Below are 24,478 nucleotides of genomic sequence, written 5' to 3'. Positions count from 1 at the left end.
TCTTTTACTGGCGAGTAACTTTGACGGTGTGTTGGATGTGCCCCCCGTCACACGTTCGATCCGTCTACGCGGCCGCGACCGCGAACAAAGCGTTGTCCGGCGCCTCCTCACGGACGCCCGCGCGGATACGAGCGGCGCCCTGGTCGTCCTCGGCGAACCCGGGATCGGCAAGACCTGCCTCCTCGACGACGCCCTGAGGGCGGCACCCGAATTCACCTCCCTGGACGCCCGCGGCGTGCCCACCGAGACCGACCTGGCCTTCGCCGGGCTGCACCGCCTGCTGCGCCCCGTCATGCACCACTCGGCCGCCCTCCCCGACCCGCAGCGCGACGCCCTCGACGCCGCCCTCGGCCAGGCCGCCGCCCCGGCACCCGAACCCTTCCTGCTCTCCGTCGCCGTGCTGAACCTGCTCACCGAAGTAGCCCATGACGGCCCCCTCCTCATCCGCGTCGACGACGCCCACTGGCTCGACACCGCCTCACTCGACGTCCTGTCCTTCGCCGCGCGTCGGTCCGGGAGCGAGGGGATGGTCCTTCTGGTCGCCGCCCGCAGCGAGGCGCGGGCCACCGCCGAGGACCGGGTGCGCCTGGCCACGGGGATCCCCCTCCACCGCCTCGACCCCCTCGACGCCGACGCCATCCACGCCATCCTGGGCGACACCGCACCGCACCCGCTGAACGATGCTGTGCGCGCGGAACTCGCCGCCCTCGCACAGGGCAACCCACTGGCGGCCGTAGAACTGGTCGCCTCCCTGAGCCCCGCCCAGCTCGCCGGAGCCGACCCCCTGCCCTGCGTGCCCGAGCCCGGGGGACGGCTGGGGCGGACCTACACCGAACGCGTCGACCGGCTGCCGGCCGCCACCCGCACACTGCTGCTGATCCTGGCAGCGGGGGAGGAGCTGGACCTCCGGGTCCTGGTGCGCGCTGCCGAGCACGCCGGCGTCGACCTGGCCGCGCTCCACCCCGCCGAAGCCGACGGACTGGTGCGGGCCCACGAGCACGCGATCACCTTCCGCCACCCCCTCGTGCGGTCCGCCGCCTACCACACGGCCGGGCTCGCCCACCGGCACAGAGCGCACCGCATCCTGACCCGCGTCTACGACGAGACCGGCGACCTCTGCCGCGGCGCCTGGCACCGCGCAGCCACCGCACCGCACCATGACGAAGAATGCGGACGCGAGCTGGAGCGGGTCGCGGTGCGGGAACGGGAGAACAGCGGCTACGCGACCTCCTCCCGGCTCTTCGAACGCGCCGCCGAACTCACCCGCGACAGCGCCGCCACGGCCGACCGGCTGATCGAGGCGGCCCGCGACGCCTGGCTCTCCGGGCGCGCCGAACGGGCGCGTACTCTGCTCGACCGCGTGCGGGTACCGGTCGACAGTCAACAGCAGGAGAGCGTGCGGGGCCGCGCCGAACTTCTGCGCGGCCGCATCGAGCTGGGCGCCGGCATCGCCATCGACGCCCACACGGCGCTCGGCGGCGCGGCGGAACGCCTGCTACCCGAGCATCGCGATCTCGCCCTGCGCACCCTGCTCCAGTCGGCCGAAGCCAGCACCCTGGCCGGTGACCACCGCCGGTTCTGCCACACCGCCCAACGCATGGCGGAACTGCGCGGACTCGACGAGCCGCCGCGCACGCGCCTCATGTTCGACTACATCGCCGGGAAGGCGGCGATGTACCGGGGGCGCCATGCCGACGCCGTGGCTCCGCTGCGGCGGGCGCTCGACGACGCCGAGGGTATCGACGAGCCGGATGCCCTCATCTGGGGCGGGATCTGCGCGCTCCTGCTCGGCGCCCCGGTCCGTGCCCATGCCCTGGAGTCCCGCGCCGTGGCCGTGGCCCGCCGGACGGGGGCGGTGTCAGCGATCCCGCGCGCCCTGGCGTACCTGACCTACGCCGAGCTGTGGACCGGGCGGTTTGAGTTGGCGTCGTCCAACGCGACCGAGGGGCTGCGGCTTGCCGAGGAGACCGGGCAGCGCAACTGCGCGAGCCACCACCGCGCAACCCTGGCCATGGTCGCGGCCCTCCACGGGGAGGAGGGCGAGTGCCATCGCCAGGCGGACGCGGCGCTGCGCCACGCCCACTCCCACGATCTCGGTCTTTCCGCGGCACTGGCGACCTGGGCGCTGGCCTACCTGGACCTGGGGATGGGGCGGATGAACGAGGCGGTGGCCCGGTTGCGTGCGCTGGCGAATGCCGGACCGGGGCGGGGGCACGCGGCGCTCCGGATGCTCAGTGCCCCGCACTACATGGAGGCTGCCATGCGCACCGACGACCTGGAGCGTGCGGAGGGCGCACTGCGCACCTTCGACCGGTGGGCCGAGGCGACCGACGGCGACGGCGTGCGCGCCCTGGCTGCGCGGTGCCGGGCGCTGCGCGCGGAGGGGAGCCGGGCCGAGGAGTACTTCCAGGAGGCGATCACCCTGCACAAGAGCGGGTACTGCGACTTCGAGCGTGCCCGTACCGAGCTCCTGTTCGGCAGCATGCTGCGCCGTTCCCGCCAGGTGCGCCGGGCACGGGAGCACCTGTACTCGGCGCTGGAGACCTTCGACGGTTTGAACGCCGCGCCGTGGTCGTGCCAGGCGCGCTCGGAGCTGCGGGCGACGGGGGAAGCGGTCCGCCCGCGCGAACGGACCGCACCGGCGGGGCTGAGCCCGCGGCAGCTGCAGGTGGCCCGCTACGTTGCGGAGGGGGCCACCAACCGCGAGGTGGCCGCGCAGTTGTTCCTCAGTCCGCGCACCGTCGACCACCACCTGCGCAACGTGTTCGTGAAACTCGGAATTCGCTCTCGCGTCGAACTAGCGCGCATGCTCTCTTGAAACGCGGTGGGAGCGAGGGCTTCCGGAGCGAACATCTACGGCATAGCGGGATCATTCCGAGTGGTCCGGGATGAGGCTGGGGAAATGCCGTTTTCGGTCGGCTGGTCCGTCGACGACACCATTACCGGGATCAGGGTCGTGGTTGAATCCGTGACTATTGAGAGAGCGACCATGCGTGCGATTCGCTACATGAGTTGATCGTTTTCTCGTTGGTCCTCGTCGATTCTCATCGCTCCCCATACGACCACTTGTGACTTTCACTTCTCTTATGCGTGCCTGACGCGGCGTTGGGGCGGTGGGCAAGCGGCGGAAGCGGCGAGGCGCGCGTTTTCTGATGAGTTCCGATGAGTCGGCCGGAACTGGCCGCAGGAGGTGGTGGGTACGTTATTGACCTCAAGTGCGGTTGACGTCTTAGGTTCGTGATTCGTACGGGGCGACGCCCCCAGGACCTCGAAGAGGACGGGAGTTCACCATGGCCATCGAGCTGAACCACACCATCGTCGCCGCGCGAGACAAGGAGGCGTCGGCGCGGTTCCTCACCGAGATCCTCGGCCTTCCACCGGCCACGCCTTTTGGTCCCTTCCTGGCCGTCGAGCTCTCCAACGCCGTCACCCTCGACTTCATGGAAGTCGAGGGTGAGATCCGCCCCCAGCACTACGCCTTCCTGGTCAGCGAGGAGGAGTTCTCGGAGAGCTTCGCCCGGATCACGGGGAGGGGCCTGGACTACTGGGCCGACCCGCGCCAGGAGCGACCCGGTGAGATCAACACCAACGACGGCGGACGCGGTGTCTACTTCACCGACCCCGACGGCCACTTCCTGGAGCTCATCACCCGGCCCTACGGGAGCGGCGCGCGGGACTGACGGCGCGGTGCGCTCCGTCTCCGTGGGCGGGGTTGGGAGTGGGGCGCGCCCGCTTGCCCGGTCATGACCGGGGAGGTGTGTCCAGCAGCGGTGGCGGTGGAGCCGCCTCGGTGGGCGTCGGGGAGGGTGGCTCGTGCGGGGCGGGAGCAGGAGTGGCCCGCGCTTCGGGGAGAGGTGTGCCGGAGGAACGGGGCGAACCCGCGAGCAGTCCGGCGGCCACCGACCTGGCGTCATCGGCGGCGTTCGGATTGCCCCCCGTCGCCGCGCAGACGATGGCGCCATCGACGAGCAGGAGCAGCTGTTCGGCGAGCCGCGCCGGCTCGGTGATGCCGTCACGGCGCAGGAAGTCCTGGAGATGGAGCAGCAGTGTCCGCTTGTGCGCGTAGACCGCGTGGGCGACCGGCTCGGACCGTGCACCGAGCTCGCCGAAGGCGTTGATGAAGGAGCAGCCGCGGAAGTCGTCGGTGGTGAACCAGGCCGCCAGGAAGTCGAAGACGGCCAGGGTGCGCGGGCTGTCGGTGTCCGCGGCGTCGACGAATCGGACCAGCGCGTCGCGCCAGTTCGTGTCGCGCTCCGCGAGGTAGTGGGTGACCAGGGATTCTTTGCTGGGGAAACACTGGTAGAGCCGTTTGAGGGAGATGCCGGACGCGGCCCGGATGGCGTCCATCCCGACGGCCTGGATGCCGTCGCGGTAGAACAGCCGACCGGCCGCTTCCAACACCCGTTCTCTGACCTCGGGCAACTCCACGTCATCCAACTTTCGGCTCAGGGGCGCTTGCGGGTGAGAACGCTCGTTCTCTAGGGTACAGATCCGGGGGAGAACGACCGTTCCCTCTGGTTCGTGACCGCATGGATCGGTCGACGCATTCTCCCGGAGGTAGTACCTATGACCGCCCGTCCGCCCCTGCCGCCCTTCGACGAGGAATCAGCGCGGCGCAAGGTCCAGGCCGCTGAAGACGCGTGGAACACCCGCGACCCGGAACGAGTGGCCCTCGCCTACACTCCCGACGCCGTCTGGCGGAACCGCGACGACTTCATCACCGGGCGCGCCGCGATCATCGACTTCCTGGCCCGCAAGTGGAAGAGGGAGCTCGACTACGCCCTGCGCAAGGAGCTGTGGAGCTTCGGCGGGAACCGGATATCGGTGCGGTTCCAGTACGAGTGGCACGACGCTGAGGGGCGCACCTGGCGCAGCTACGGCAACGAGCTGTGGCAGTTCGATGGGCACGGCCTGATGAGCCGCCGGGAGGCGAGTATCAACGACATCGCCATCCTCCCGGAGGAACGCCGCATCTACGGGCCGCGCCCGGAATCGGAGTACGGTAACGCGCTCCCGATCCGCTAGTCCTCGCCACGACGTCGGCGCCGCGGGTCGCGTGGTGGTACCGGTGCTCATCCCACCAGCAGGAGGAAAAGCCGCCCCGGCATATTGACGAATCCGATGGCGGCGGCGAAGATCGCGGCGGCGATGAGCAATGGTGTCGTGACGAAGGCCAGAACGACCTCGAATGTCGAGGAAATGTCGTGGTGGTAGAGCTCGCTGGGAACAAAGCGGATGGTGCGGGACTGCTTCGGCGCCGACCTGTCGGCGTCGCCGGGAATGTGGGTGTACTCGCGAGTGATACCGCTCGGGTCGGTGAAGGTGTAGATCTGGTAGGTGGCGGAATTGCCCGCAGAGTCCCGCCGTTGCTCGGTGTGGCTGTACCGGGCTTCGGTTCGGACTCCCTTCGTTATCACCAGCCACGCACTGCGAATTCCGTTCACGGCGAGGGTGATGAGGGCGCCGGCGGCGTACCAGCCGATGAATCCGCACCATGACATCAATGCCCAGAACCACTCACCGAAGATGATGAGCCCCAGGGAATTGAGGGTGAAGAGCATGAGCAGAACGCGCGTGGCGAGTTCCTGGGGTTCGTGGCGCTCCAGCAGTGGCGGGTCGTCGCGCCGCGGGGCGACGGTGATGGCGCGCTGGTCGGATGGCGGCGGCCTGTCGCCGTTCCGGGGAATCTGAGCGGTGATCGCGGCGGCGAAGGCGGCGGCGTCGCGTGGCGAACAAAGCAGTTCGTAGACGGACGGGTGGCCGGTCCCGGTGTCGCGAACGGTGACGCGCAGACTGCTCGCGTAGGCCGGGAAGGGGTCGGCCTCGGCATCGGTGATCGCCGTGTAGGGAATGTGGCTCACCGTAACCGCATCCTCCCAGACCAGCGCGTGCGGCGTGAGTCGGATGGTCACCCCCGCCCTGCGGATACTCAACGAGGGCGGTGGCGAGGGGTAGGTCTGTTCGGCCATGGCGAGACTTCCTTTTTCCTCTTTAGAGGCAATGATGCCTGAGAAGAGGCTAATAGGGGACACCCCTAGTCGGATCAATGAGTGAACAGCGATCTGACTCACGTTCACAGGGTCGGATTCCGGACGAACGGAGGCTTTGTCCGCTCCCCTCGTCGCAACGGGTGGATGACCGGCGGGTGTCACTCTTCGTTTCCAAGCGAATTCCCCGCGTGATCATGTGTGTCGCTCTGCGTCGCGTATGCCTCGAACATGGGGTGTCGCTAAGGAGATTCGGAGGCTTTCGGGCACCGGTATTTTGGTAGAGCGATTCTCCATAAATCCATGGTGCGACGGGCGTCGATGAAGCATTGGTTATCCAAGGGTTAGAAAAAAGCGGCGGAGTCACGGTCGGGATTGGCCAGCCTAACCTCGGATAAACCAGCGGGTAGGGAGAACGACCGGTCGACGTGGACGTCCCATGGATGGATTGGTCCGCCGCGAACCGGGGACGCCAGTAACCATGTGACCACGAAGCGAAGAGGAGGGCGGCAGCCAATCGAACGTCATTACCGTCGCGGGCTCCGACACCGATCCGCCCAACCTGCCGGAACCATATCAACCGTCCCGGCAACGGCCTAACACGTCGCCCCGGACCCACCTACCCCAAACCTCGCAGACGCGGGGCGACCCGCTCTGCGGATCCCCGACCAGAACAGAGGCGATGACGTCATCATGATCCCCGCGCACCCCGCCCTTGTGCCGTTGACACCACCATCCGCCGCTTCGGAGCCCGCCACTGTAGGCGGCACCGAAACCCCGGCCGCGAGCGGCGGCCGCCGTCCGCCACGGGAGCCGTCATGACGGTGATCGCGACGGCCGCCGAAGCTCCAGAGGCCCAGGTCGCGGTCGACGCCGACTGGGCCGTCCTGGGCTCCTTCTCCCTGTATCTCCTTCTGGTGATTGGCATTGCTGTCTACGCCACGCGCGTGGGATCGGGATCTGCGGCCGGGTTCTTCCTCGGCGGACGGAAAATGAAGCACGTCGTCGTGGCCCTGAGCGCGGTCACCTCCGGACGCAGCGCCTGGCTCCTGCTCGGCATGACGGGCCTGGCCTTCGTGAGCGGGGCATCCGCTGTGTGGTCGGTCGTCGGCTACACGCTGATGGAACTCTTCCTCTTCCTGTTCGCCGCGCCCCGGCTGCGGCGGTTCACCGGCAGGCACGGCGACATCACGCTGACCGACTACTTCGTCAGCCGCCTCGGCGGCGGACGCGCACTGCGGGCGCTCATCGCCGGCGTCATCGTCCTCTTCATGACCTCCTACATCGCCGCGCAGTTCACGGCCGGAGGCAAGGCCTTCGCCAGCAGCTTCGGGCTGCCGGACATGGCGGGCGTGTGGATCACCGCGGGAATCGTGCTGCTCTACACGGTCGTGGGCGGGTACGTCGCGGTCGCGCTGACGGACGTCGTACAGGCCATGTTCATGCTCTTCGGCCTGGTCGTCCTGCCGCTCATCGCGATGGCGAGCATCGGCTGGGGCCCGATGATCGACACCCTCCGCGCCCTGGACCCCGCCCTGCTCGACCCGTTGTCCCTGGGTGTCGGCGCCCTGATCGGCGCTCTCGGGATCGGCCTGGGCTCGCCCGGCAACCCCCACATCATCATCCGCTACATGTCCGTCGACGACCCGCGCAGCCTCCGCGGCGCCGCCGTGTGGGGGACGGTGTGGAACGTCCTGATGGGCTGGGGAGCCGTCTCCGTCGGCCTGGTCGGACGGGCGATCTACGGCAGCGTCGAAGCGCTCCCCGGAGCCGACAGCGAACAGCTCTTCCCCTTCCTCGCCGCCGAGTACCTCCCGGCCTTCATCGCCGGTCTCCTGGTGGCCGCCGTCTTCGCGGCCATCATGTCCACCGCCGACTCGCAACTCCTCGTCGGAGCCTCGGGCGTGGTCCGCGACATCTACCAGGGCCTCGTCCTGAAGAACGGCGACATCAGCGGCCCCGACGCCGTGCGCATCAGCCGCCTGGTTGTCCTGGCCATGGTCCTCCTCGCCGTCGGCCTCCTCTATGTCCCCGGCATCGAAGACGTCGTCTTCTGGCTCGTCCTATTCACCTGGGCCGGCCTCGGCGCCGCCTTCGGCCCGTCCCTGCTGCTGTCCCTCTTCTGGCGAAGAACCACAGCCGCGGGGGCCGCGGCGGGCATCATCGTCGGCGCCGTGACAACGGTGACGTGGTACTACACCCTCAAGCCGTACATGTACGAGCTGATCCCGGGCTTTATCGCCTCGACACTCGCGGTATGGATCGTCAGCCTCCTTACCCGGAGGCCGACCGACACCGACGCGCTCATGCGGGACATGCGGGCCGCGAGCGACGAGCGCCCCACGACCTGAGGGTTCCTCCCCGCCCCTCCTCGCGGGGAGGAACTTCTCCTGGGGTGGTCTCTGGGATAATCGGAGCCGCCGTTCCGGCCCTGCTACGACCAGGGCCGGAACGGTTTCGTCGGTCTTCGGGTCACGTCTCCGGGGTGCCTTCGAGATCGAACCAGACTTCACGGCCGAGGTAGTTGCCGCGATGGCCGAACCCGTCGGCCATCGCCCGCACAAGCGCCAGCCCGCGCCCGCCGACGGCATCCGCGTCCACACTGTTGACGGTGGGCGTCTTCTCCGACCCGTTATCGCGGACGACCACCCGCACCAGCGAGGGATAGAACTCGACCCGCACCCACACCACCCCGCCGATCCAGCTGGACCGGGTGTGCGCGATGGCGTTGGTGACGAGCTCGCTGAGGCACAGCTCGGCGGTCCAGAGGAGGTCGCTGCTGTAGTCGCAGAGGATCATGCGCAGCCAGGCGCGGGTGTTCGGGACCTGGCTGACATCTCCCTCAAAGCAGCCGCACTTGATGCTGAGGAGTGAGAGGGACGAGGAGGAAGAGGACGTGAGTTGTCCGGTCACAGGAATCACCTGCTTGGAGTAGGGGTCCACACCCCGTGTGGGTGTGCTCACACTCCTAAAGTAGCTCCCAAATTTGCAGCCTGCAGTTGAATGAAGCACATGGGGACAACTTTTGTGGAGGGCTGCGGTGGCCGCCATGATTGACGCCATGGCGAATCCGACGATCGGGCACTGGCAGCTCGCCTACGAGCTGCGCAAACTCAGGGGCAATCGCACGCTGGAGACCGTTGGGCGGGACATCGAAGTGGCCCCGACCAGTGTCGGCCGCTGGGAGGATCCGACCCGGACATTGCCTCGGCTACGGGATCTCAAGGCACTACTCACGTACTACGAAGTGACTTCAGGGGAGACAGAGCGGCTTCTTGGGCTGTACACGCAGGCGAAGAAGCGCGGATGGTGGCAGAGCTATGGAGTCGGGAAGCGCTATGGCACCTATATCGGGCTGGAGGCCGCCGCGACACGTCTGGAGTTCTTTGAGAGCGAGCTGATCCCGGGCCTGTTTCAGACAGAGGAGTATGCCCGTGCGGTGTTCGACAAGAGTGCGCACAGCCGGTCGCCTGAGGAAGTGGATGGTCTCATCCGTGCTCGGCTGGACCGTCAGTCACTGTGGAGGGAACGGGCTCCGGAGACCTGGGCGATCGTCGCGGAGTCATCCCTGCGGCATCACATCGGTGGGGCTGAGGGGATGAAGCGCCAGCTTAAGCACTTGATCGAGTTGTCGGAGGACTCGAACGTCGAGTTTCTGGTCATCCCCTTCAGCTCCGGTGGCCACGCAGCTCTGGAACGAGGTTCATTCGTGCTTCTCCACCTGGAGCACATCACGGTCGTCTACACAGAGGGCGTCGCGAGCAATCTGTTCGAAGACCGCCCAGAAGACATCGAAGACCACCGAAGGATGATGGATAGGCTTCGAGCGGACGCGCTCGGCCCGGATCAAAGTCGTCAGATCATCCGGGCTGTGGCCCAGGAGATGTGATCACTTAGGAGAATCAGTGCAGTCCCCGAGCCCTTCTATCTCCATCTGGTACAAGTCCAGCTACAGCGGGACCGGAGGTCAGTGCGTGGAGGTGGCCGCTTTCGCCGACCAGCCGTCCATCCTTCAGGAGAACTGGCGCAAGTCGAGCTACAGCCAACCCCACGGTCAGTGCGTCGAGGTAGCAGCATTCCCGGGCCATCGCGCCATGCGCGACTCGAAGCAGCCGGACTCAGGCCACCTCACCTTCGCCGCTCAAGAATGGACCGCCTTCCTTCACGCAGCCAGGGGCGACGAGCTCTAGAATCTGGCCCGTCGCCCCTCAACGGCTCTCGTCGGCGTTGTGCTGGGTCAGCGTGAGGCGGCCAAGCTGATCAGGCCGCAGCCATACCCCTTGGCTCGGCCGATGCCGTGGGTGAGGGAACGCCGGAACACCTCCACGTCCTTCACCCGCAGCTTTCCCTCCAGAGTCACGGCGAGCAAAGTTACCCGTTCGCCCCGCCCCTCGCCCTTCCAGAACTTGAGCTTCCGGCTATCGCGGATCTCCACCGCATAGGCCGGTGGCGTGTTCTCCGGATCGTCGGTCTCCGGCATGGGAACCGATCCAGGCAGCAGCTCGAATCCCCATTTCGGGGCACGGTCGGCGAACCATGCGATCTGGTTGTTCGCACCGACCAGCGGGACAACCGTGCCGCGCTTCAGCTTGCCGTCACTGTCCCACTTCTCCTCTGAGCTGGGAACCTTGGCCTTGGCCGGATTCACCGTCACCCGGAAGACATACTCCTGGCCCTCGGCAATCCGATCCAGCAGTGGGGCATACTCCCTGGTTTCGGCCGGGGTACCGGAATTCGGCCATCCGTAGGGCTCCACCACGTGGCTGAAATCGGGACGCTCCGGTGACAGCGTCCACAGCACCGGCCGTCGCCAGTCGTCAGTGTCCAGCCGCCACAACACCCGCGGCCCCTCGGCTGCATCCGTCGGCGGGGTCTGCGGGAAGGCCTGAAGCACTGCCGCGTGGATCTTCTGGGGGTTTCCCAGGAACGGCACAGCTCCCTTCCGGCGCGGATTGATGAAGGTCCTGCTCAGATACATACTCATCCCTCCGCCCGGTCGAGCAGGCTCATGGCGTCGTCGCCGTCGAAAAGGGCGTCGGACTGTTCAGCGGTAAAGGAGAGAGCGGCGTGCCGGTGCCGTACCAACCGCTGGGAGAACGTCGGGTTGGATGCCCGCCCGCCCTCCGGCTGGTCCGGCAGCAGCTCCTCGTGTTCGCGTTCCGCACGAACCCCCTCGATGGGATGGTCCGCGGCTGCGTCGACGACGATGGCCAGCGGCTCCCGTGGCATGGCGTTCTCATCACGCCTCCGTCGCCAGGACTGCCACTCGATTCCACTTGCCAGGGCGTCGAGAAGCCGTGTCTCGTTCAGAAGCCCGATCAGAACCGGCCGGTCCGGCGGGCACGACCTTCGACCGAGGAACAGGGGGTAGCGGGGCCGACGCAGCGCGGCCTCGACCTCCCGAAGAAGAGCCCGTTCCTCCTCGCCTTCACCCGCGAACGCCGCAACGAAGACGGCATCCTGCAGGTAGTAGCGTCGGGAGATCTTGCCTTCGCCGGGTTTCAGTCGACCTCCATCGGCCGTTGGTAGCTTCTGCGCCTTCGGCTCCAGCGGTCCGTGCGAGGCCGCCGACATCGTATGGAAGTCCGTCAGCAGCGTCCCCGGCTGATCCACGCGGACGCCGAACCGAAGCGCCGCCAAGTCGGACAGATCCGCACCGCGCGGCCGTCCCAGCGCGGCGGCGCACAGCCCGATCACCCCCGACTTTGTTGGGTGGGTGAGCGTGCCCCGCGTGTTGTGCCGCGTCGCCGCGCCCCACGACTGGAGCGGGCCGCTCAGTCGCAGCGCGAGCACATCAGGCATCGGCGGCCCCCATCAGCTGGTTGATCTTCCCGCGGACCGCGTCCAAGGCGGAGGACAGGGGCTGGGATTCGGGAAGGCCGGTTCCGAACCCCGCCTCCTCGTCGGACAGCCACGCCGGGTAGGTGGCGGTACTCAGGACAGGTGCGGTCTCGTAGGCCTCATCCTGCTTCGCGTGATGCCTGAGCAGTCGTTTCACGGACGTCGCCACGTGGCCCGACTCGCCACCGACCGGTCGCTCGAACGCTCCTGCGAGGCTCACCGGCTGGTCGTCGCGCAACGACAGCAGAACGAAGTCCGGCCGGGTGTTGTTGGCGAACGTGTTGCGCTTACCGGTCGGCATGCTCAATAGGAACGCACGGGCGAACGCGATCGCGGTCTCCGTCGCGTAGTCGGTGTCCCCGCCGAGGTTGTCGGCCAGCGACCGCAGGTCGACTGTGGCGTACCGGTACATGGTCGCGGCGTTGAACTCGACGGTGCCGATCATCCCGGCGCCGGTCTCATCCGCCTCGCTGTCGATGTCGTCAACGGCCGTGTAGTAGTCGAACTCCGCCTCGACCGCGTGCGTTGAGATGGCGTGTGCGACCTGGCAGGCCGCATCGACATTCAGTGAGGGATCGTCGGCGATCATTCGCCCGAACAGGGCGACAGCTGGAGGATGGCCCGTGGCGACGGTGTCACGCAGCTTCAGGTCCTTCAGAACCTTCTCCAGGTTCTTGCTGTTTCCCGCCGCCCCGAGCAGGTCGGCTTGTGCCGCGAGGAGCTTGTCGACGAGACGTGCCTGCTGATCGACGCCCAGGAAGAGCAGGTACCCCGTGGAGACGCGCTCCCTGCCGTCCTTCTTCTTGGGTGTGCTCTTCACGCTGAAGATGTTGGAGAGAGCAGCCTGGGCGATCGCGCTGGCGTGCTCGGCGAGCGCGGGAGCGCGTGTGGCGATCTCCTCGGCGATCTCCTCAGGGAGCCGCTTGGTACGCCGCGACTCCGGGATGTCGGCGCTGCTGGACTCCATCTCCCTTCGTGCGGCTCGTTTCCAGGCCTGGGATGACACGCGCAGGCGCTGCGCGCCTCCGTACACGGCGGTCTTGGGGCTGCCGTTCTCATCCCGGTTGATGTTCGCGGGAGGGACGGACTGAATCGCGTGGATGTCCAGGAAGGGCATGGTCGAACTCCTTGCAGAGGCGTCAGGACGAGGTCGAGGAAGAAGCGTCCTCGGATTTGGGGAACGGGCGGTAGAAGTCGGTCCCCCAGCGGCGGGCGACCCGGCCGCGCCGGGTCGGGGAAGCCCACCCGTCGATATCGGCGGCCAGCCGCACATAGTCGAGCGGCAGCTCGGCCTTGCGAAGCAGCGGGACAAGTCCGCGCACGTGGCCGACGAGCTCTTTCACCGAACGGGCGCTGACGGTGGCTTCCAACCGGCGGACGACGCCTCTGCACTCGTCCGCGTACTGCGGCCCCCGTGCATCCCTCTTCGCCTTGCCGGTACCGCTCGCGTGTTCGGTCTCGATGCGTCGGCACAGTTCCCGGCACTGCGCACCGAGCGAGGGCGAGCCCTCGTTCTCGTGCATCGGCCGCGAGACGGACTGCTGATGGGCGGCGAGCAGAGCCAGAGAATGGTGGATCGCGTCCAGATTCGGTTCCCATCCGTCGTCATCGCCCGTGCCGATGATGCGGGCGATCTCCATGCTCAGGGCGGGGGATTGCTCTGCCGTCCGCCCGAGTGCACGCCGCCAGCGGGCCAGCGTTCCGGGCGCATCGTTGGTCAGGCCGCCCTCCTTGAGGTACAGCTCGTCGATGAGGTCACGCATCCTGCGCTGCCATGGCTCTTCTCGGGCCTGTCGCGCCTGCGCCGAAGGGGGTGTCGGCGTCGTCAATCCGCGTCTCCGTTCTGGTCGTCTGAGGGGCGTCGCTCAGGGGCGTTCTCCTGCCGTGGGTAGGCGTTCGGGAGCCGGTACCGCAGCCGTCGGGAGAACTCGTGCTCTGCAAGCGCGAGGTTCATCGGCAGTGGCTCTCCCTTCTGCCCTTTCGGCTTTTCCTTTCTTGGGCGGGAGCGCATGGCCCCGGGAGGGGCTTGACCGATCAGGTCGCTCGCGATCCTCCACACCGACTGCCACACAGTGCGGTGCCATGCGGCGCGGTAGTCCTCGATCCGAGACTCGTCCTGCAGGCCTGCGACCCAAGCGCGGAAGGGCTGGTCGAGTGCGACGTACAGTCGGTTCTTGGCATACTGCTCCCGTGCCTTCTGGGTGTCCTCATCGGCCCCGGACGCAAACGCGATGTCGGCTGCCAGCCTGCCCAGCGCCCAGGCCGCGTTGCTGGTGTCGGTAACGGCGGCTATCGCGAGGTTCGCGAGCTCCTGTTCGCCGTCCACCCCGAACAGAGCGACCGGCAACGGCAGTACGTCGTCGTAGGTCTCGTCGATGACCGCGTTCTGCAGGCCATAGGCGATCCCGGAGGCATGGACCCGTACGAGCTTCCGGCCGATCATGTTCCGGAACGTCCCGACCTGGCCCAACGCTTTCGGTAGGGGAGCCCCCTGGTCGCCGTGGCTCCCGTCCCTGCCGCGCCCCAGGATGCCGCCGAGACCGCGCCAGAGCTGTTGCCCCGGCTCGTGGCGGATCGGCCGGTAGGGGAGGACCGGTGCCTTCGCCGCCGACGTTGCGGATTGCGTCTTCTTGGCTGTGCTGTACCAGGCTGTGTGCGGTTCCTTGCCATGCAGCGGCTCGTCGGTTCTCAACCGGTCTCCGGCACACACCAACACCTCGCGCACCCGGACCTGGCCGTCCACCTGCTCGGGGAACAGCCGGATGCGCCGACTCGGCCAGGTGTAGAGGTCGAGAAGCCCACGCGGCGAGCGCTCCCGCCAGTTCGCGGTCAATGGAGAGTCGTGCTCCCACACCGGCACGTCGTGGTTGGGGGAAAGCGCGTCGTCGAGGACTAGCAGGTTGAACATCAGTGTCTCCCACAGGGTGTCCCCGGTGGGCACGATGACACCGAGACTGCCGAGCAGTCCGGTGCGGTTGCCGGTCGTCTTTCCGTTCTTGGCCTGGGTGTCGTGGGCGGCGCCTGTCTTGATCCCCGCCGTGTCCCACGCGTGCGCGTGGATCAGCCAACGAGCGGCTTGTGCAGGCGTCAGCGCCTCCGGTGCGGCGTCGCGGTGGGCCGAGAAGATCGGCGCGTTGTTGCCCGCCGCCGCGTAGGGGATGAGGAGGGTGGAGGGCTTTCGGTCGCCGTTGGTCGACTGCAGGTCGGACACCTGGAAGAACGGCGCCTCTGTGCTGAACAGGTCGAAGCGGTCCCGCCACGAGGCCAGGTACTCGTTGATCTGGGGAGCGGGAGGACCGCCCGTGTAGTGCTTCTTCCACCCCCGCTTGTCCCGCGGATAGGACCCGTGCTGTTTGCCGTGCGCCATCCCCATCGACCGGTGCAGCACCGCAAGCAGGAAGCGGAGGATCGCCGGGTACTGGGTAGGGGTATCGACGGTCAGGTCTTTGATGCCGGGGGAGTCGATAAGGACCTGGCGGAGGGACGCCGTACCGGTACCTCCGCCGCCGTCCACGTACGGAAGCCAGGGCTGGTCGACGAGGTTGAAAGTGGTGTGGTCGTCTCTCACGTGATGTCCGTCCATCCCGTCTCGGTCCTGTAGGTGGAGCGGCGACTGCCCTTTCGGGCCTCGCCGGTGGACGTATCGAGCAGCAGCACCTGGAGCCGCGAACACCAGGGAGCCCGCTTCCAGCCCGGTGGACTGGACAGCTTCGCGGTGTCCACCTGCCAGAGCGGTAGCCGGATGGACTGGTCGAGGATGGCGTGCTTCTCGGTATCCGATGGCATGCGGTTGAGCGGGACGCGCCGCCGTGGTGCGCCCTCCTGCGGCAGCGAGACGGTCTCAGCTGTGTGCTTGTCGACGCGGCGCAGAAGAATGACCTCGATGCTTGTCGCTCCGTGCCGAACGGGGAGCATCTGCGCGACCTTCTCCTCGTCCTCGTCGACGTTGTGGTCGCCGCCCAGGTGCTGAACCTCGCTGAGCCCGAACTCATCGAGATCAGGCCGGGCGATGAGGACGGAGCCTGCCTTTCCCGCCAGCTCCCTGACGTGCTGGTCGGCTGCCTCCGCCGCTGTACCCATGGCCTCCTGCCAGCTGGCGGGTCCGAGCGGATGGTCGCCGTAGACCGCCTCGATGAGGGAGGGGACGTCGTCGGGCACGTTCAGTTGGCCTTTGCGCTGACGATGTTCGGCGAGCCGGGCCAGCGTGCGCAGCAGTAGGTGGTGCAGGTAGGGGCGAGCGTCACCCGTCGGTAGGAGGGGAAGCGAGCCCTCAGTCGGCAGCTCGTGGTCGTGTCCCTCGGAGTCGGTGTAGCCCGTGACGATGAGGCGGGGTGTCTCCATGCCTGCTGGGCGTGGCCGCGGTCGGGCGTGGCGGTGACAGCGGCCGGCGCGCTGGAGCAGCAGGTCGATCGGGGCGAGGTCGCTGATGGCGACGTCGAAGTCGACGTCCAGCGACTGTTCTGCGACCTGGGTGGCGACCACGATGTGCCGTGTGGGTCGGTGCGGGTTCTCTGTGGCGGCGCCGGATTCGCCGTCGCGGTCCGGTGGCCCGAACCGGCGGGTTAGGTCGGCGTCCATGCGCCGCCGGTCTGCCGTGGTGAAGCGGGCGTGGGCAAGCGTGACCTCGCCGGGGAATCGCTCCTTGAGTGCGGCGAAGGTCGCTTGCGCGCGGGCCACGGTGTTCCTGAGGATGAGCACGGTCCCTGTCCCCGAACTCGGTGACGCGTCACCGACCATCTCGTCGACGAGAGCGGTGACGGCTTCCGGGGTGTCGGCGGGCTCGGGGTGGAACTCGATAGCGAGTTCACCGCCACGCGATGACGTCGTGGCCTGCGCCTGCAGTGGAAGAGACGGGTGGCTCTCCGCCTCGAAGGGGTCCGACGGATCGCCGAAGCGCTCCCGTTCACTGATGTCCAGGGCGGGAGCCCAGGTGATCTGGGGGTAGCCCGCCCCGGAGACCGCTACCTTGTGGGCGCCGGTGTAGGCGCGGAGCAGCGCGTCGCGCTGGGTCCTTGGAAGTGTGGCGGACAGCAGCACGACCGGGACGCCGTGCCAACCGAGCCAGTGCAGGACGCGGTGCAGGATCTCCGACATGTACGCGTCGTAAGCGTGGACCTCGTCAATCACCACGACCTTGTTGGCCAAGCCAGTGTGGCGGAGCATCACATGCTTGGCCGAGACCCCGGCGAACAGCAGCTGGTCGATGGTGCCGATCACGATGGGGGAGAGGAGCGCGCGCTTGGCGCCGCGCATCCACTGGGAGGCGGTGAGCGCCTCGTCGGTGTCCTCGCCGATGCCCTCCAGCAGTTTCTCGTAGCGTGCGTGCCGCTGGGCCTTGCCGTGCGCCAGGCCAATGGTGGGCTTCGGGGTCTGGGAGTGGATCCAGCCGTCGACTACCCGGTCGAAGATCTGGTTGGTCGTGGCCTGGGTGGGAAGCGCGAAGAAGAGCCCGTTGAACCCGAACCGGGCCGCCAGGATCTCGGCGGCGGCCAGTGCGGCCTCGGTCTTGCCCTCGCCGGTGGGTGCTTCGACGACCATGAGCCCTGGGCGCTCGGCGGCACGCGCCACCTCGTCGGCAAGGAGCTGGGTGCCGCGCGGCGCGGCGATACCGAAGCGGGTGGCGTACAGCTCCTCGGTGTTTTCGGGAGGGGCGGGGTGCCAGACCTCGCCCAGCTCCATGAAGGATCGAAACCCCGCGGCGGTCTTCTCCGAGGCCGCCTGGTACCCCTGCGGCCAGCCGCTTTGGTAGCCGAACATGTCGTCGTTGCTGGCCAGCCAGTCGGCCAGGATGACCGCTCCGGACAGCGCCATTTGCGCGCCGATGCCCGGTACGTGCTTGGCGAGTTCGCTGAGGTCGACCCCGGAAGCGCGCGTGGCGAACAGGAACAGCTCACGTTGCTGGGCACGCCAGGCGGCGTCGCCCAGACTCGCGATGTTCTTTGTCGCTGTGCGGAAGGCGGGCTTCGGGAAAACCCCATGATGCCCACCGACGATGTCGGCAACCCAGTCGATCGATTCGTCCGGCCACCGCAGCTCGCTGAGGAAGGTCCGCACCAGCTGCGCGGACATCAACTCGTGGCGCATGTGCCGGGGGGACGCCGAGCATGGCAGAAAGCGTCTCACCTGCTGAAAGTGCAGTTGACTGAGGTACTGGAACCCCGGGGCCGCCTTGCCCAGGTCGTGGAGGGACGCCAGCCAGCGAAACGCCTCCCGACCGAGCTCTCCTCCGTCCGTGTGGGGCAGGAAGCTCCGCTTGAGAGCGGACGAGAGGTAGTGCTCCCAGAGCTGGTCGGCGACATGCAGGGTGTCGACCATGTGCGCAGCGAGCGGATGCCAGTCGGAGGGCGTATACGTCCGGCTGCCTCTGCCGGTCTTGCCCCAAAAAACAGTCTGGTCGAGGGGAAGTTCAGGTGTCTCGCGGACCATGTGGATACGTATACCGCTGCGCTACGACACGTTCCGTGATTATGTCGGTATTGGCCATTTGTGGCCCAGTGTGAAGATGCACGCCTAGCGAGGCGGTACGATCACCCGCCGCTCGCCTTGGGTTCGTGTGCGTTCAGCCCACGATCGGGCGTTCCTCCGGCAGTTCGAAGCGGCGGACGTGGCGGCGCAGGGCCAGGGCCGAGGCGAGGGTGATGGGGCCGACGCGGCCGATGAACATCAGGGCGACGAGGATGAGTTCACCGGTCGTGCCCAGGTGGGACGTGATGCCCGTGGACAGGCCGACCGTGGAGAAGGCGGAGATGGCCTCGAAGAGGATCTCGTCCAGGGTGAACGGGGTGAGGGTCATCAGGGCCAGAGTCGAGGAGAACACCAGGCCGATGGCGAGCAGAACCACCGTGATGGCCTGCTGGGCCACTCCGACGGCCAGGCGGCGGTTGCCGACGTGGACGGTGGTTTCGCCGCGGATGTTGGCGTAGATGACGAAGGCGAGCAGGGCAAAGGTCGTGACCTTGATGCCCCCGGCGGTTCCCGCGCTGCTGCCCCCGATGAACATCAGCATGTCGGTGACCAGCAGCGTCTGGGTGTTCATCTCGCCGAACGGCAGCGAATTGAATCCGGCCGTGCGGGGCATCACCGACTGGAAGAAGCCGGTCAGGATCTTGTCGCCGACGCTGAGGCGGCCCATGGTCGCCGGGTTGCCCCACTCCAGCAGCAGGAAGGCCGCCCACCCCACCACCAGCAGGGCGGCGGTCGTTGCCAGGGTGATCCGGGTGTGCACCGTCCAGCTGTGGTGCTCCCTCCGGCGGCGGAAGTGGCGCCACAATTCCACCCAGACCGGGAAGCCTAGACCGCCCGCGATCACCGCTACTGCGATCGGGATGTTGATCCACGGGTCGGTCGCGAATCCCTCAAGGCTGTCGGAGTACAGCGCGAACCCGGCGTTGTTGAACGCCGACACCGCGTGGAACACTCCGAGGTAGGCGGCGCGCTCCGCCGAGGCGTCGTAGGCGCCCCAGAATCGGAGGGCCAGGATGAGCGCCAGGGCCCCTTCGAAGATCACGGTGACCCGCACGATGCCCGACACCAGCTGCCGGACGTTGCCCAGCGTCACGCTCTTGGTCTCCGCGCCCGCTGTCAGCTGCATCCGTAGCCGCAGGCGCCGCGTCACGACCAGGCTCAAGACGGTCGCCAGCGACATGATTCCCAGGCCGCCGACCTGGATGAGCGCCAGGACTACCAGCTCGCCGAACGCCGACCAGTGCCCAGCGGTGTCCACGATCACCAGGCCGGTCACACACACCGCTGACGTCGAGGTGAACAGCGCCGCCACGAATCCCGCCGACCGGCTGTCCGCTGATGCCTCCGGCAGTGCCAGCAGCACCGTTCCCACCGCGATGATCGCCGCGAACGCGAGGACGACCGACAAAGCGGGACGCCTCCAGGCGGAGAGGTCGCGCCTCCGGAAAGCGAACGTGCGGCGGGTGCGCCACACAGCCGGGGCGAACCAGGAGACAACCCTCGATGAACTGCGCGGACGCAACCGGGGACCCTCCGTGATCAAAAATTGGGTGCGCTGAGGTCGCGGGGGGATCGCCGTACGCACGGTCGGTGCACCCGAACATGAATCGGGCACGGCTAGACAAACTAAAGCACGCCCACCTCACGGGCAACGCGACGTCCCTGGTCGCAGGCGTGGCGAAAGCCCCGCATGCCACTGCGCAGGTCCAGGTGGCGGGCCACCGCTTCGACGGGAGGTGCGCAGGAGGAGGGAGGTGAATTTTATTGCGTTGTTTACGCCTCGTGGCAGCATCTGTGGGCGGCGGGCGTGTGCACCGCCCCACCAGCTTCACCCCCACCGTGCGGTGCGCTTGGCGACCCGAGCCCTCCCGTGGGAAGGCGCCCAGGGTACCGGGCACCCGCCCACCGCACGTTGCGGGGTGTGGAGGAGGGACCGGGCGGTGGGTCACGCATGGCATCCTTCGACAGGGACCTTGCAACCGGGGGAGAGAAGAGGAGCTCAGCGATGTCCGAACGGTACGGGGGTCAGGGGCGACGCTATGGAGGGCGCCCGGATCACCGTGGGCGGGCGCAGCAGGGGCGGCGCAACGACCGCGGTCCGCGGCCGGAGATCCGCGGCCGACGCGACGACGCCCGCCTCTCCGCCGAGCTGCGCGACATGTCCGGCGCCTCCTACGGGCGCTACAAGTCCCTGCAGGGCGACTGGGACTTCGGCGACTTCACCCTGACCATCGACAAGGTGCAGTCCGACCCGTTCGCCCCGCCCTCCCGCCTCTCCGTGCTCATCCCCGCCGACGTCGCCGAGCTGCCCGAGACCGCCTGGCACTCACCGGTGCGCCGCCGCGCCACCGCCGACTTCCTGGCCCGCCGCGCCTTCCGCACGCTCAAGGGCTCACGGCTGCGCATCGACGTCGGCGGACAGGAGGTCATCGACCGCGCCTCCGTGCAGATCGAGGAGGGCGACCTCCGGCTCCGCCTGGGCATCGAGATGCCCGGCCACGGCCGCCGCATCGACGGCCGCACCGCCGAGCACGAACTGTGCGAGCGCCTCCCCGACCTGGTCGACGCGCTGTGCTGGCCCGAGCTGGACACCCGCGCCGCCGTCGCCTTCGCCGACACCGTCGAGGACACCGCGGCCCTGCGCGACCAGCTGTCCGCCCTCGGCCTCGTCGCGTTCGTCGCCGACGGTTCGGTGCTGCCGCGCCGCAGCGGTGTCAGCGACCTCCCGATGGACGGCGAGGGCAAGGCCGTGCCGTTCACCGCTCCCGACAGCCTGCGGGTCACCGTCGACCTCCCGCACCGCGGCGAGGTCGAGGGCATGGGCGTGCCCGAGGGCATCACCCTGATCGTCGGCGGCGGCTTCCACGGCAAGTCCACGCTCCTGCACGCCCTGGAACGCGGCGTCTACGACCACGTCCCCGGCGACGGCCGCGAACTCGTCGCCACCCGTCCCGACGCCGTCAAGATCCGCGCCGAGGAGGGCCGCCGCGTCGAGCGCACTGACGTCGGCTCGTTCGTGCGCAACCTGCCCACCGGCGCCGACACCGGCGACTTCTCCACCGACAACGCTTCTGGCTCCACCTCCCAGGCCGCCAACATCTCCGAGGCCCTGGAGGCCGGGTCGACCACCCTGCTGGTGGACGAGGACACCACCGCGACCAACCTGATGATCCGCGACGCCCGGATGCAGAAGCTCGTCCACGGCGACCGGGAGCCGCTGACCCCCTTCGTCGACCTGGTGCGGCCCCTCCACCGCGACCACGGTGTGTCCACGGTGCTCGTCATGGGCGGCAGCGGCGACTACTTCGACGTCGCCGACACCGTCATCATGCTCGACGGCTACCGTCCCTACGACGTCACCGAGCGGGCGCGACGCCTCGCCGCGGAGCGCGTCGACGCCGACTTCACGCTCCCGGCCCACCGCGTGGTCGACCCCCGTTCCGTCAACGCCACGGCGCGCGGGCGCGCCCGGCTCAAGCGGCGCGACATGGACGTCCTCACCTTCGGTGAGAACGACATCGACGTCCGCAGCCTGGCCCAACTCGTCGACCCCGGCCAGATCATCGGCGTGGGCCTAGCGATGCGCCTGCTCGCCGAGGGCGGCCTGCTCGACGCCGGACGCACTCTGGCCGAAGCGCTCGACGCCCTCGACGAGCGGCTCGCGACGGGCGGCGTGACCGCCCTCGGCCGTGGCTACCTGGGCGACTACGCGCTGCCCCGCCGCTTCGAGATCGCCGCCACGCTCAACCGCCTGCGCTCACTGCGCATCACCCGCCTGGAGCGGCCCACCGAACACGACTGAGGCCGAGCCCCCGTCACGGCGACGGAATGAGCGACTCTCGGGCCGTGTTCGCTACGAATAAGGATGATGGAGTGGTGCCCCGCCACGGCACCGGACGGGACCGTCGCCCCGCGTCGCTATCCTGGGGCGTGGTCCCGCTGACCGCCCCGCGGGAACCGCTCCGCACACGTCGAGCCCGGGGCCACGGGCCCCGGTCCCCTTGCTCACTCGCGAATGGAGACCTGTCCAGGTGCGTGACCATGCCGACCTCTACGAGCTGCAACCCGGCTTCGACATCCGCGGCGCCGTCATGCTCGTCGTCCTCGACGGGTTCGTGGATGCGGGGTCGACCGGAAAGCAGGCCGCGAGCGCGCTCTTCGACGCGTACTCCGCCGAGGTGGTCGCGACCTTCGACATCGACCGGTTGCTGGACTACCGCTCGCGCCGTCCGCAGATGACCTTCGTCGAGAACGCCTACACCGATTACACCCCGCCCAAGCTCAACCTCTACCTCATGCACGACGACGAGGGCACCCCCTTCCTCCTGCTCTACGGCCTGGAGCCAGACGTGGAGTGGGAGGCCTTCACCACCGCGGTGCGCCGCCTCGTCGAGCACTTCTCGGTGAGCCTCACCGTGGGCATGCACGGGATCCCCATGGCCGTCCCGCACACCCGCCCCGCCACGGTCACAGCCCACGCCACCCGCCCCGAACTCGTCGCCGCGCACAGCCCCTGGATCGGCCGGGTCGAGGTGCCCGCCAGCGCCGCCGCGCTGCTGGAGTACCGGCTCGGCGAGGCTGGCCACGACGTCATCGGCTTCGGCGTGCACGTGCCCAGCTATCTCGCCCAGTCGGAGTACCCGCGCGCCGCCATCGCCGCCCTCTCCTACGTCGCCGGGGCCACCGGGCTGGCGCTGCCCGTCCAGAACCTGGAGGAGAGCGCGAAGGGCACCGACGCCGAGATCGACGAGCAGGTCGCCGCCTCCGAGGAAGTCCAGCGCGTGGTCAGCAACCTGGAGCGCCAGTACGACGACATCATGACGGCGCGCCAGTCCTCCGACAACGCGGACGGCCTGCTGGCCGGTGACGAAACCGCCCTGCCCACGGCCGATGAACTCGGCGCGGAACTCGAACGCTACCTCGCCGACCGCGAGCGTGGCTCGGAAGGTTAGACCCTTGCTGTACCAGATGCTCTTCCACGCCGTGTTGCGGCACACCGACGCGGAGGCGATCCACCGGCTGAGCTTCGCCGCGCTGCGCGGCGTCGCCGCCGTCCCCGGCGCCGCCGACGCCATGCGCCGGGTGCTCGGCCCGCGCGACCCGGAGCTGGCCGTCACCGCGCTCGGCCGCGAGTTCCGGGGGCCGCTCGGCCTGGCCGCCGGGTTCGACAAGAACGCCGAGGGCGTCGACGGCCTCACCGCGCTCGGCTTCGGCCACGTCGAGGTCGGTACGGTGACCGCGCACCCGCAGCCCGGTAACCCGGCGCCGCGGCTGTTCCGTCTGGTCGACGACCGCGCCATCGTCAACCGGATGGGCTTCAATAACCAGGGCTCCGTCGTGGTCGCCGACCGGCTGCTGGAGCGGAGCCGCAGGCGGGGCTCCCGCGGTGAGGCGATCATCGGCATCAACATCGGCAAGACCAAGGTGACCCCCGAGTCCGAGGCGGTGGGCGACTACACCACCAGCGCGCGCCGGCTCGCCCCCTTCGCCGACTACATGGTCGTCAACGTCAGCTCTCCGAACACCCCCGGCCTGCGCGACCTGCAGGCCGTGGAGCGGCTGCGCCCGCTGCTGTCCGAGGTTCGGGCCACCCTCGACAGCGAGGGGTACGAGGAGCTGCCGCTCCTGGTCAAGATCGCGCCGGACCTCGCAGACGAGGACATCGACGCCGTCGCCGACCTCGCTCTGGACCTCGGGGTCGACGGCATCATCGCCACCAACACCACCATCTTCCGCGACGGCCTGCGCTCCGATGAGGACCAGGTGCGCCAGGCCGGCAGCGGCGGGCTCTCCGGAGCGCCGCTGAAGTGGCGCTCGATGCAGGTGCTGAAGCGGTTGCGCGCCCGCGTGGGCGACCGCCTGGTGCTGATCGCGGCGGGCGGCATCGAAACGCCGCAGGACGCCTGGGAGCGCATCCGCGCCGGTGCCACCCTGGTCCAGGGCTACACCGGGCTTATCTACGGCGGCCCCCTGTGGCCCCGCTCGATGCACCGGGGGCTGGCCCGGTTGGCCCGCGCCGCGGGGTATGCCTCGATCGCCGACGCGGTGGGTGTGGACGCCGACGCGCCGGACGACCGGGTGCACGGCTGAGCACCGGCCCACGCGAGCCGATACGAACGGCGCCCCCGCCCGCGCCGATCCACTCGCTCAGGCCGCTCTCGCCGAACTGCGTGGACAGGCTCAGG

The 24,478-nt window shown here is 68.5% G+C and carries 19 protein-coding genes; 9 read left to right on the top strand and 10 right to left on the bottom strand.

The genetic code is table 11. From position 1 onward, the window contains the following. The first annotated feature begins 28 nt into the window (after window positions 1-28). Window positions 29-2,818 (top strand): AAA family ATPase, encoded by a 2,790-nt coding sequence (locus ABD259_RS08240; protein WP_344161316.1) that lies wholly within the window; start codon window positions 29-31, stop codon window positions 2,816-2,818. A 472-nt stretch (window positions 2,819-3,290) separates the two neighbouring features. After that, entirely contained in the window at window positions 3,291-3,680 is a 390-nt protein-coding gene (locus ABD259_RS08235; protein ID WP_344161313.1) for a VOC family protein, read from the top strand. Between the two features lie 61 nt (window positions 3,681-3,741). Here ABD259_RS08235 and ABD259_RS08230 read toward each other — a convergent pair whose 3' ends face one another. Then, window positions 3,742-4,428 carry a TetR/AcrR family transcriptional regulator gene (locus tag ABD259_RS08230; protein WP_344161310.1) on the bottom strand — a complete coding sequence of 229 codons (687 nt, stop codon included), beginning with the start codon at window positions 4,426-4,428 and terminating at the stop codon, window positions 3,742-3,744. Between the two features lie 138 nt (window positions 4,429-4,566). Between ABD259_RS08230 and ABD259_RS08225 the strand changes: the two genes are divergently transcribed. After that, complete coding sequence (locus ABD259_RS08225) at window positions 4,567-5,025, top strand: nuclear transport factor 2 family protein (RefSeq protein WP_344161306.1); 459 nt, start codon at window positions 4,567-4,569, stop codon at window positions 5,023-5,025. Window positions 5,026-5,072: 47 nt separating this feature from the next. Here the strand turns inward: ABD259_RS08225 and ABD259_RS08220 are convergent, their stop codons facing one another. After that, on the bottom strand, window positions 5,073-5,969 hold the full coding sequence (locus ABD259_RS08220; RefSeq protein WP_344105615.1) for a hypothetical protein: 897 nt from the start codon (window positions 5,967-5,969) through the stop codon (window positions 5,073-5,075). 836 nt (window positions 5,970-6,805) lie between these two features. Here ABD259_RS08220 and ABD259_RS08215 point away from each other — a divergent pair. Then, the gene (locus ABD259_RS08215; protein ID WP_344161303.1) at window positions 6,806-8,338 is read left to right on the top strand and encodes a sodium/proline symporter; all 1,533 of its coding nucleotides are present in this window, start codon (window positions 6,806-6,808) and stop codon (window positions 8,336-8,338) included. A 121-nt stretch (window positions 8,339-8,459) separates the two neighbouring features. On the opposite strand, the gene ABD259_RS08210 is transcribed toward ABD259_RS08215, so the two are convergent. Beyond that, window positions 8,460-8,951: an ATP-binding protein gene (locus ABD259_RS08210; RefSeq protein WP_344161300.1), complete on the bottom strand. Its 492-nt coding sequence runs from the start codon at window positions 8,949-8,951 to the stop codon at window positions 8,460-8,462. 85 nt (window positions 8,952-9,036) lie between these two features. On the opposite strand from ABD259_RS08210, the gene ABD259_RS08205 reads away from it, so the two are divergent. Further along, window positions 9,037-9,876 (top strand): DUF5753 domain-containing protein, encoded by an 840-nt coding sequence (locus ABD259_RS08205; RefSeq protein WP_344161489.1) that lies wholly within the window; start codon window positions 9,037-9,039, stop codon window positions 9,874-9,876. A 16-nt stretch (window positions 9,877-9,892) separates the two neighbouring features. After that, window positions 9,893-10,177, top strand: a complete 285-nt coding sequence (locus ABD259_RS08200; RefSeq protein ID WP_344105609.1) for a DUF397 domain-containing protein — start codon at window positions 9,893-9,895, stop codon at window positions 10,175-10,177. Between the two features lie 47 nt (window positions 10,178-10,224). Here the strand turns inward: ABD259_RS08200 and cas6e are convergent, their stop codons facing one another. The 7 genes from cas6e to ABD259_RS08165 all read right to left on the bottom strand — a co-directional run bounded on the left by cas6e (window position 10,225) and on the right by ABD259_RS08165 (window position 19,701). Next, window positions 10,225-10,965: a type I-E CRISPR-associated protein Cas6/Cse3/CasE gene (gene cas6e, locus ABD259_RS08195; RefSeq protein WP_344161297.1), complete on the bottom strand. Its 741-nt coding sequence runs from the start codon at window positions 10,963-10,965 to the stop codon at window positions 10,225-10,227. 2 nt (window positions 10,966-10,967) lie between these two features. Then, on the bottom strand, window positions 10,968-11,789 hold the full coding sequence (gene cas5e, locus ABD259_RS08190; protein WP_344161294.1) for a type I-E CRISPR-associated protein Cas5/CasD: 822 nt from the start codon (window positions 11,787-11,789) through the stop codon (window positions 10,968-10,970). Then, on the bottom strand, window positions 11,782-12,945 hold the full coding sequence (gene cas7e / locus ABD259_RS08185; protein WP_344161291.1) for a type I-E CRISPR-associated protein Cas7/Cse4/CasC: 1,164 nt from the start codon (window positions 12,943-12,945) through the stop codon (window positions 11,782-11,784). The genes cas5e and cas7e overlap by 8 nt, the downstream gene beginning before the upstream one ends. 22 nt (window positions 12,946-12,967) lie before the next feature. Continuing rightward, complete coding sequence (gene casB, locus ABD259_RS08180; RefSeq protein ID WP_344161288.1) at window positions 12,968-13,591, bottom strand: type I-E CRISPR-associated protein Cse2/CasB; 624 nt, start codon at window positions 13,589-13,591, stop codon at window positions 12,968-12,970. A gap of 62 nt (window positions 13,592-13,653) precedes the next feature. Beyond that, window positions 13,654-15,396 carry a type I-E CRISPR-associated protein Cse1/CasA gene (gene casA / locus ABD259_RS08175; protein ID WP_344161285.1) on the bottom strand — a complete coding sequence of 581 codons (1,743 nt, stop codon included), beginning with the start codon at window positions 15,394-15,396 and terminating at the stop codon, window positions 13,654-13,656. Next, on the bottom strand, window positions 15,393-18,254 hold the full coding sequence (gene cas3, locus ABD259_RS08170; RefSeq protein ID WP_344161282.1) for a CRISPR-associated helicase Cas3': 2,862 nt from the start codon (window positions 18,252-18,254) through the stop codon (window positions 15,393-15,395). The genes casA and cas3 overlap by 4 nt, the downstream gene beginning before the upstream one ends. Window positions 18,255-18,387: 133 nt before the next feature. After that, window positions 18,388-19,701 carry a TrkH family potassium uptake protein gene (locus ABD259_RS08165; protein ID WP_344161279.1) on the bottom strand — a complete coding sequence of 438 codons (1,314 nt, stop codon included), beginning with the start codon at window positions 19,699-19,701 and terminating at the stop codon, window positions 18,388-18,390. A gap of 597 nt (window positions 19,702-20,298) precedes the next feature. Between ABD259_RS08165 and ABD259_RS08160 the strand changes: the two genes are divergently transcribed. The 3 genes from ABD259_RS08160 (at window position 20,299) to ABD259_RS08150 (ending at window position 24,383) form a co-directional block, all read left to right on the top strand. Then, window positions 20,299-22,095 carry an ABC-ATPase domain-containing protein gene (locus tag ABD259_RS08160; RefSeq protein WP_344161276.1) on the top strand — a complete coding sequence of 599 codons (1,797 nt, stop codon included), beginning with the start codon at window positions 20,299-20,301 and terminating at the stop codon, window positions 22,093-22,095. Between the two features lie 229 nt (window positions 22,096-22,324). Next, on the top strand, window positions 22,325-23,245 hold the full coding sequence (locus ABD259_RS08155; RefSeq protein WP_344161273.1) for a proteasome assembly chaperone family protein: 921 nt from the start codon (window positions 22,325-22,327) through the stop codon (window positions 23,243-23,245). Between the two features lie 4 nt (window positions 23,246-23,249). After that, window positions 23,250-24,383: a quinone-dependent dihydroorotate dehydrogenase gene (locus ABD259_RS08150; protein WP_344161270.1), complete on the top strand. Its 1,134-nt coding sequence runs from the start codon at window positions 23,250-23,252 to the stop codon at window positions 24,381-24,383. Window positions 24,384-24,478 lie beyond the last annotated feature (95 nt).

The sequence above is a fragment of the Nocardiopsis rhodophaea genome (genome assembly GCF_039530945.1).
In the GTDB taxonomy this organism is placed as follows: Bacteria; Actinomycetota; Actinomycetes; order Streptosporangiales; family Streptosporangiaceae; genus Nocardiopsis_C; species Nocardiopsis_C rhodophaea.
This window is presented reverse-complemented; position numbering and strand designations above follow the sequence as displayed.

What these genes read in the sequence shown, in the direction of transcription:
- ABD259_RS08235 (WP_344161313.1), top strand. Translation starts at nt 3,291, where the DNA reads ATGGCCATCGAGCTGAACCACACCATCGTCGCCGCGCGAGACAAGGAG.
- ABD259_RS08225 (WP_344161306.1), top strand. Translation starts at nt 4,567, where the DNA reads ATGACCGCCCGTCCGCCCCTGCCGCCCTTCGACGAGGAATCAGCGCGG.
- ABD259_RS08220 (WP_344105615.1), bottom strand. Translation starts at nt 5,969, where the DNA reads ATGGCCGAACAGACCTACCCCTCGCCACCGCCCTCGTTGAGTATCCGC.
- ABD259_RS08215 (WP_344161303.1), top strand. Translation starts at nt 6,806, where the DNA reads ATGACGGTGATCGCGACGGCCGCCGAAGCTCCAGAGGCCCAGGTCGCG.
- ABD259_RS08205 (WP_344161489.1), top strand. Translation starts at nt 9,037, where the DNA reads ATGATTGACGCCATGGCGAATCCGACGATCGGGCACTGGCAGCTCGCC.
- cas6e (WP_344161297.1), bottom strand. Translation starts at nt 10,965, where the DNA reads ATGTATCTGAGCAGGACCTTCATCAATCCGCGCCGGAAGGGAGCTGTG.
- cas5e (WP_344161294.1), bottom strand. Translation starts at nt 11,789, where the DNA reads ATGCCTGATGTGCTCGCGCTGCGACTGAGCGGCCCGCTCCAGTCGTGG.
- cas7e (WP_344161291.1), bottom strand. Translation starts at nt 12,945, where the DNA reads ATGCCCTTCCTGGACATCCACGCGATTCAGTCCGTCCCTCCCGCGAAC.
- casB (WP_344161288.1), bottom strand. Translation starts at nt 13,591, where the DNA reads ATGCGTGACCTCATCGACGAGCTGTACCTCAAGGAGGGCGGCCTGACC.
- cas3 (WP_344161282.1), bottom strand. Translation starts at nt 18,254, where the DNA reads ATGGTCCGCGAGACACCTGAACTTCCCCTCGACCAGACTGTTTTTTGG.
- ABD259_RS08160 (WP_344161276.1), top strand. Translation starts at nt 20,299, where the DNA reads ATGTCCGAACGGTACGGGGGTCAGGGGCGACGCTATGGAGGGCGCCCG.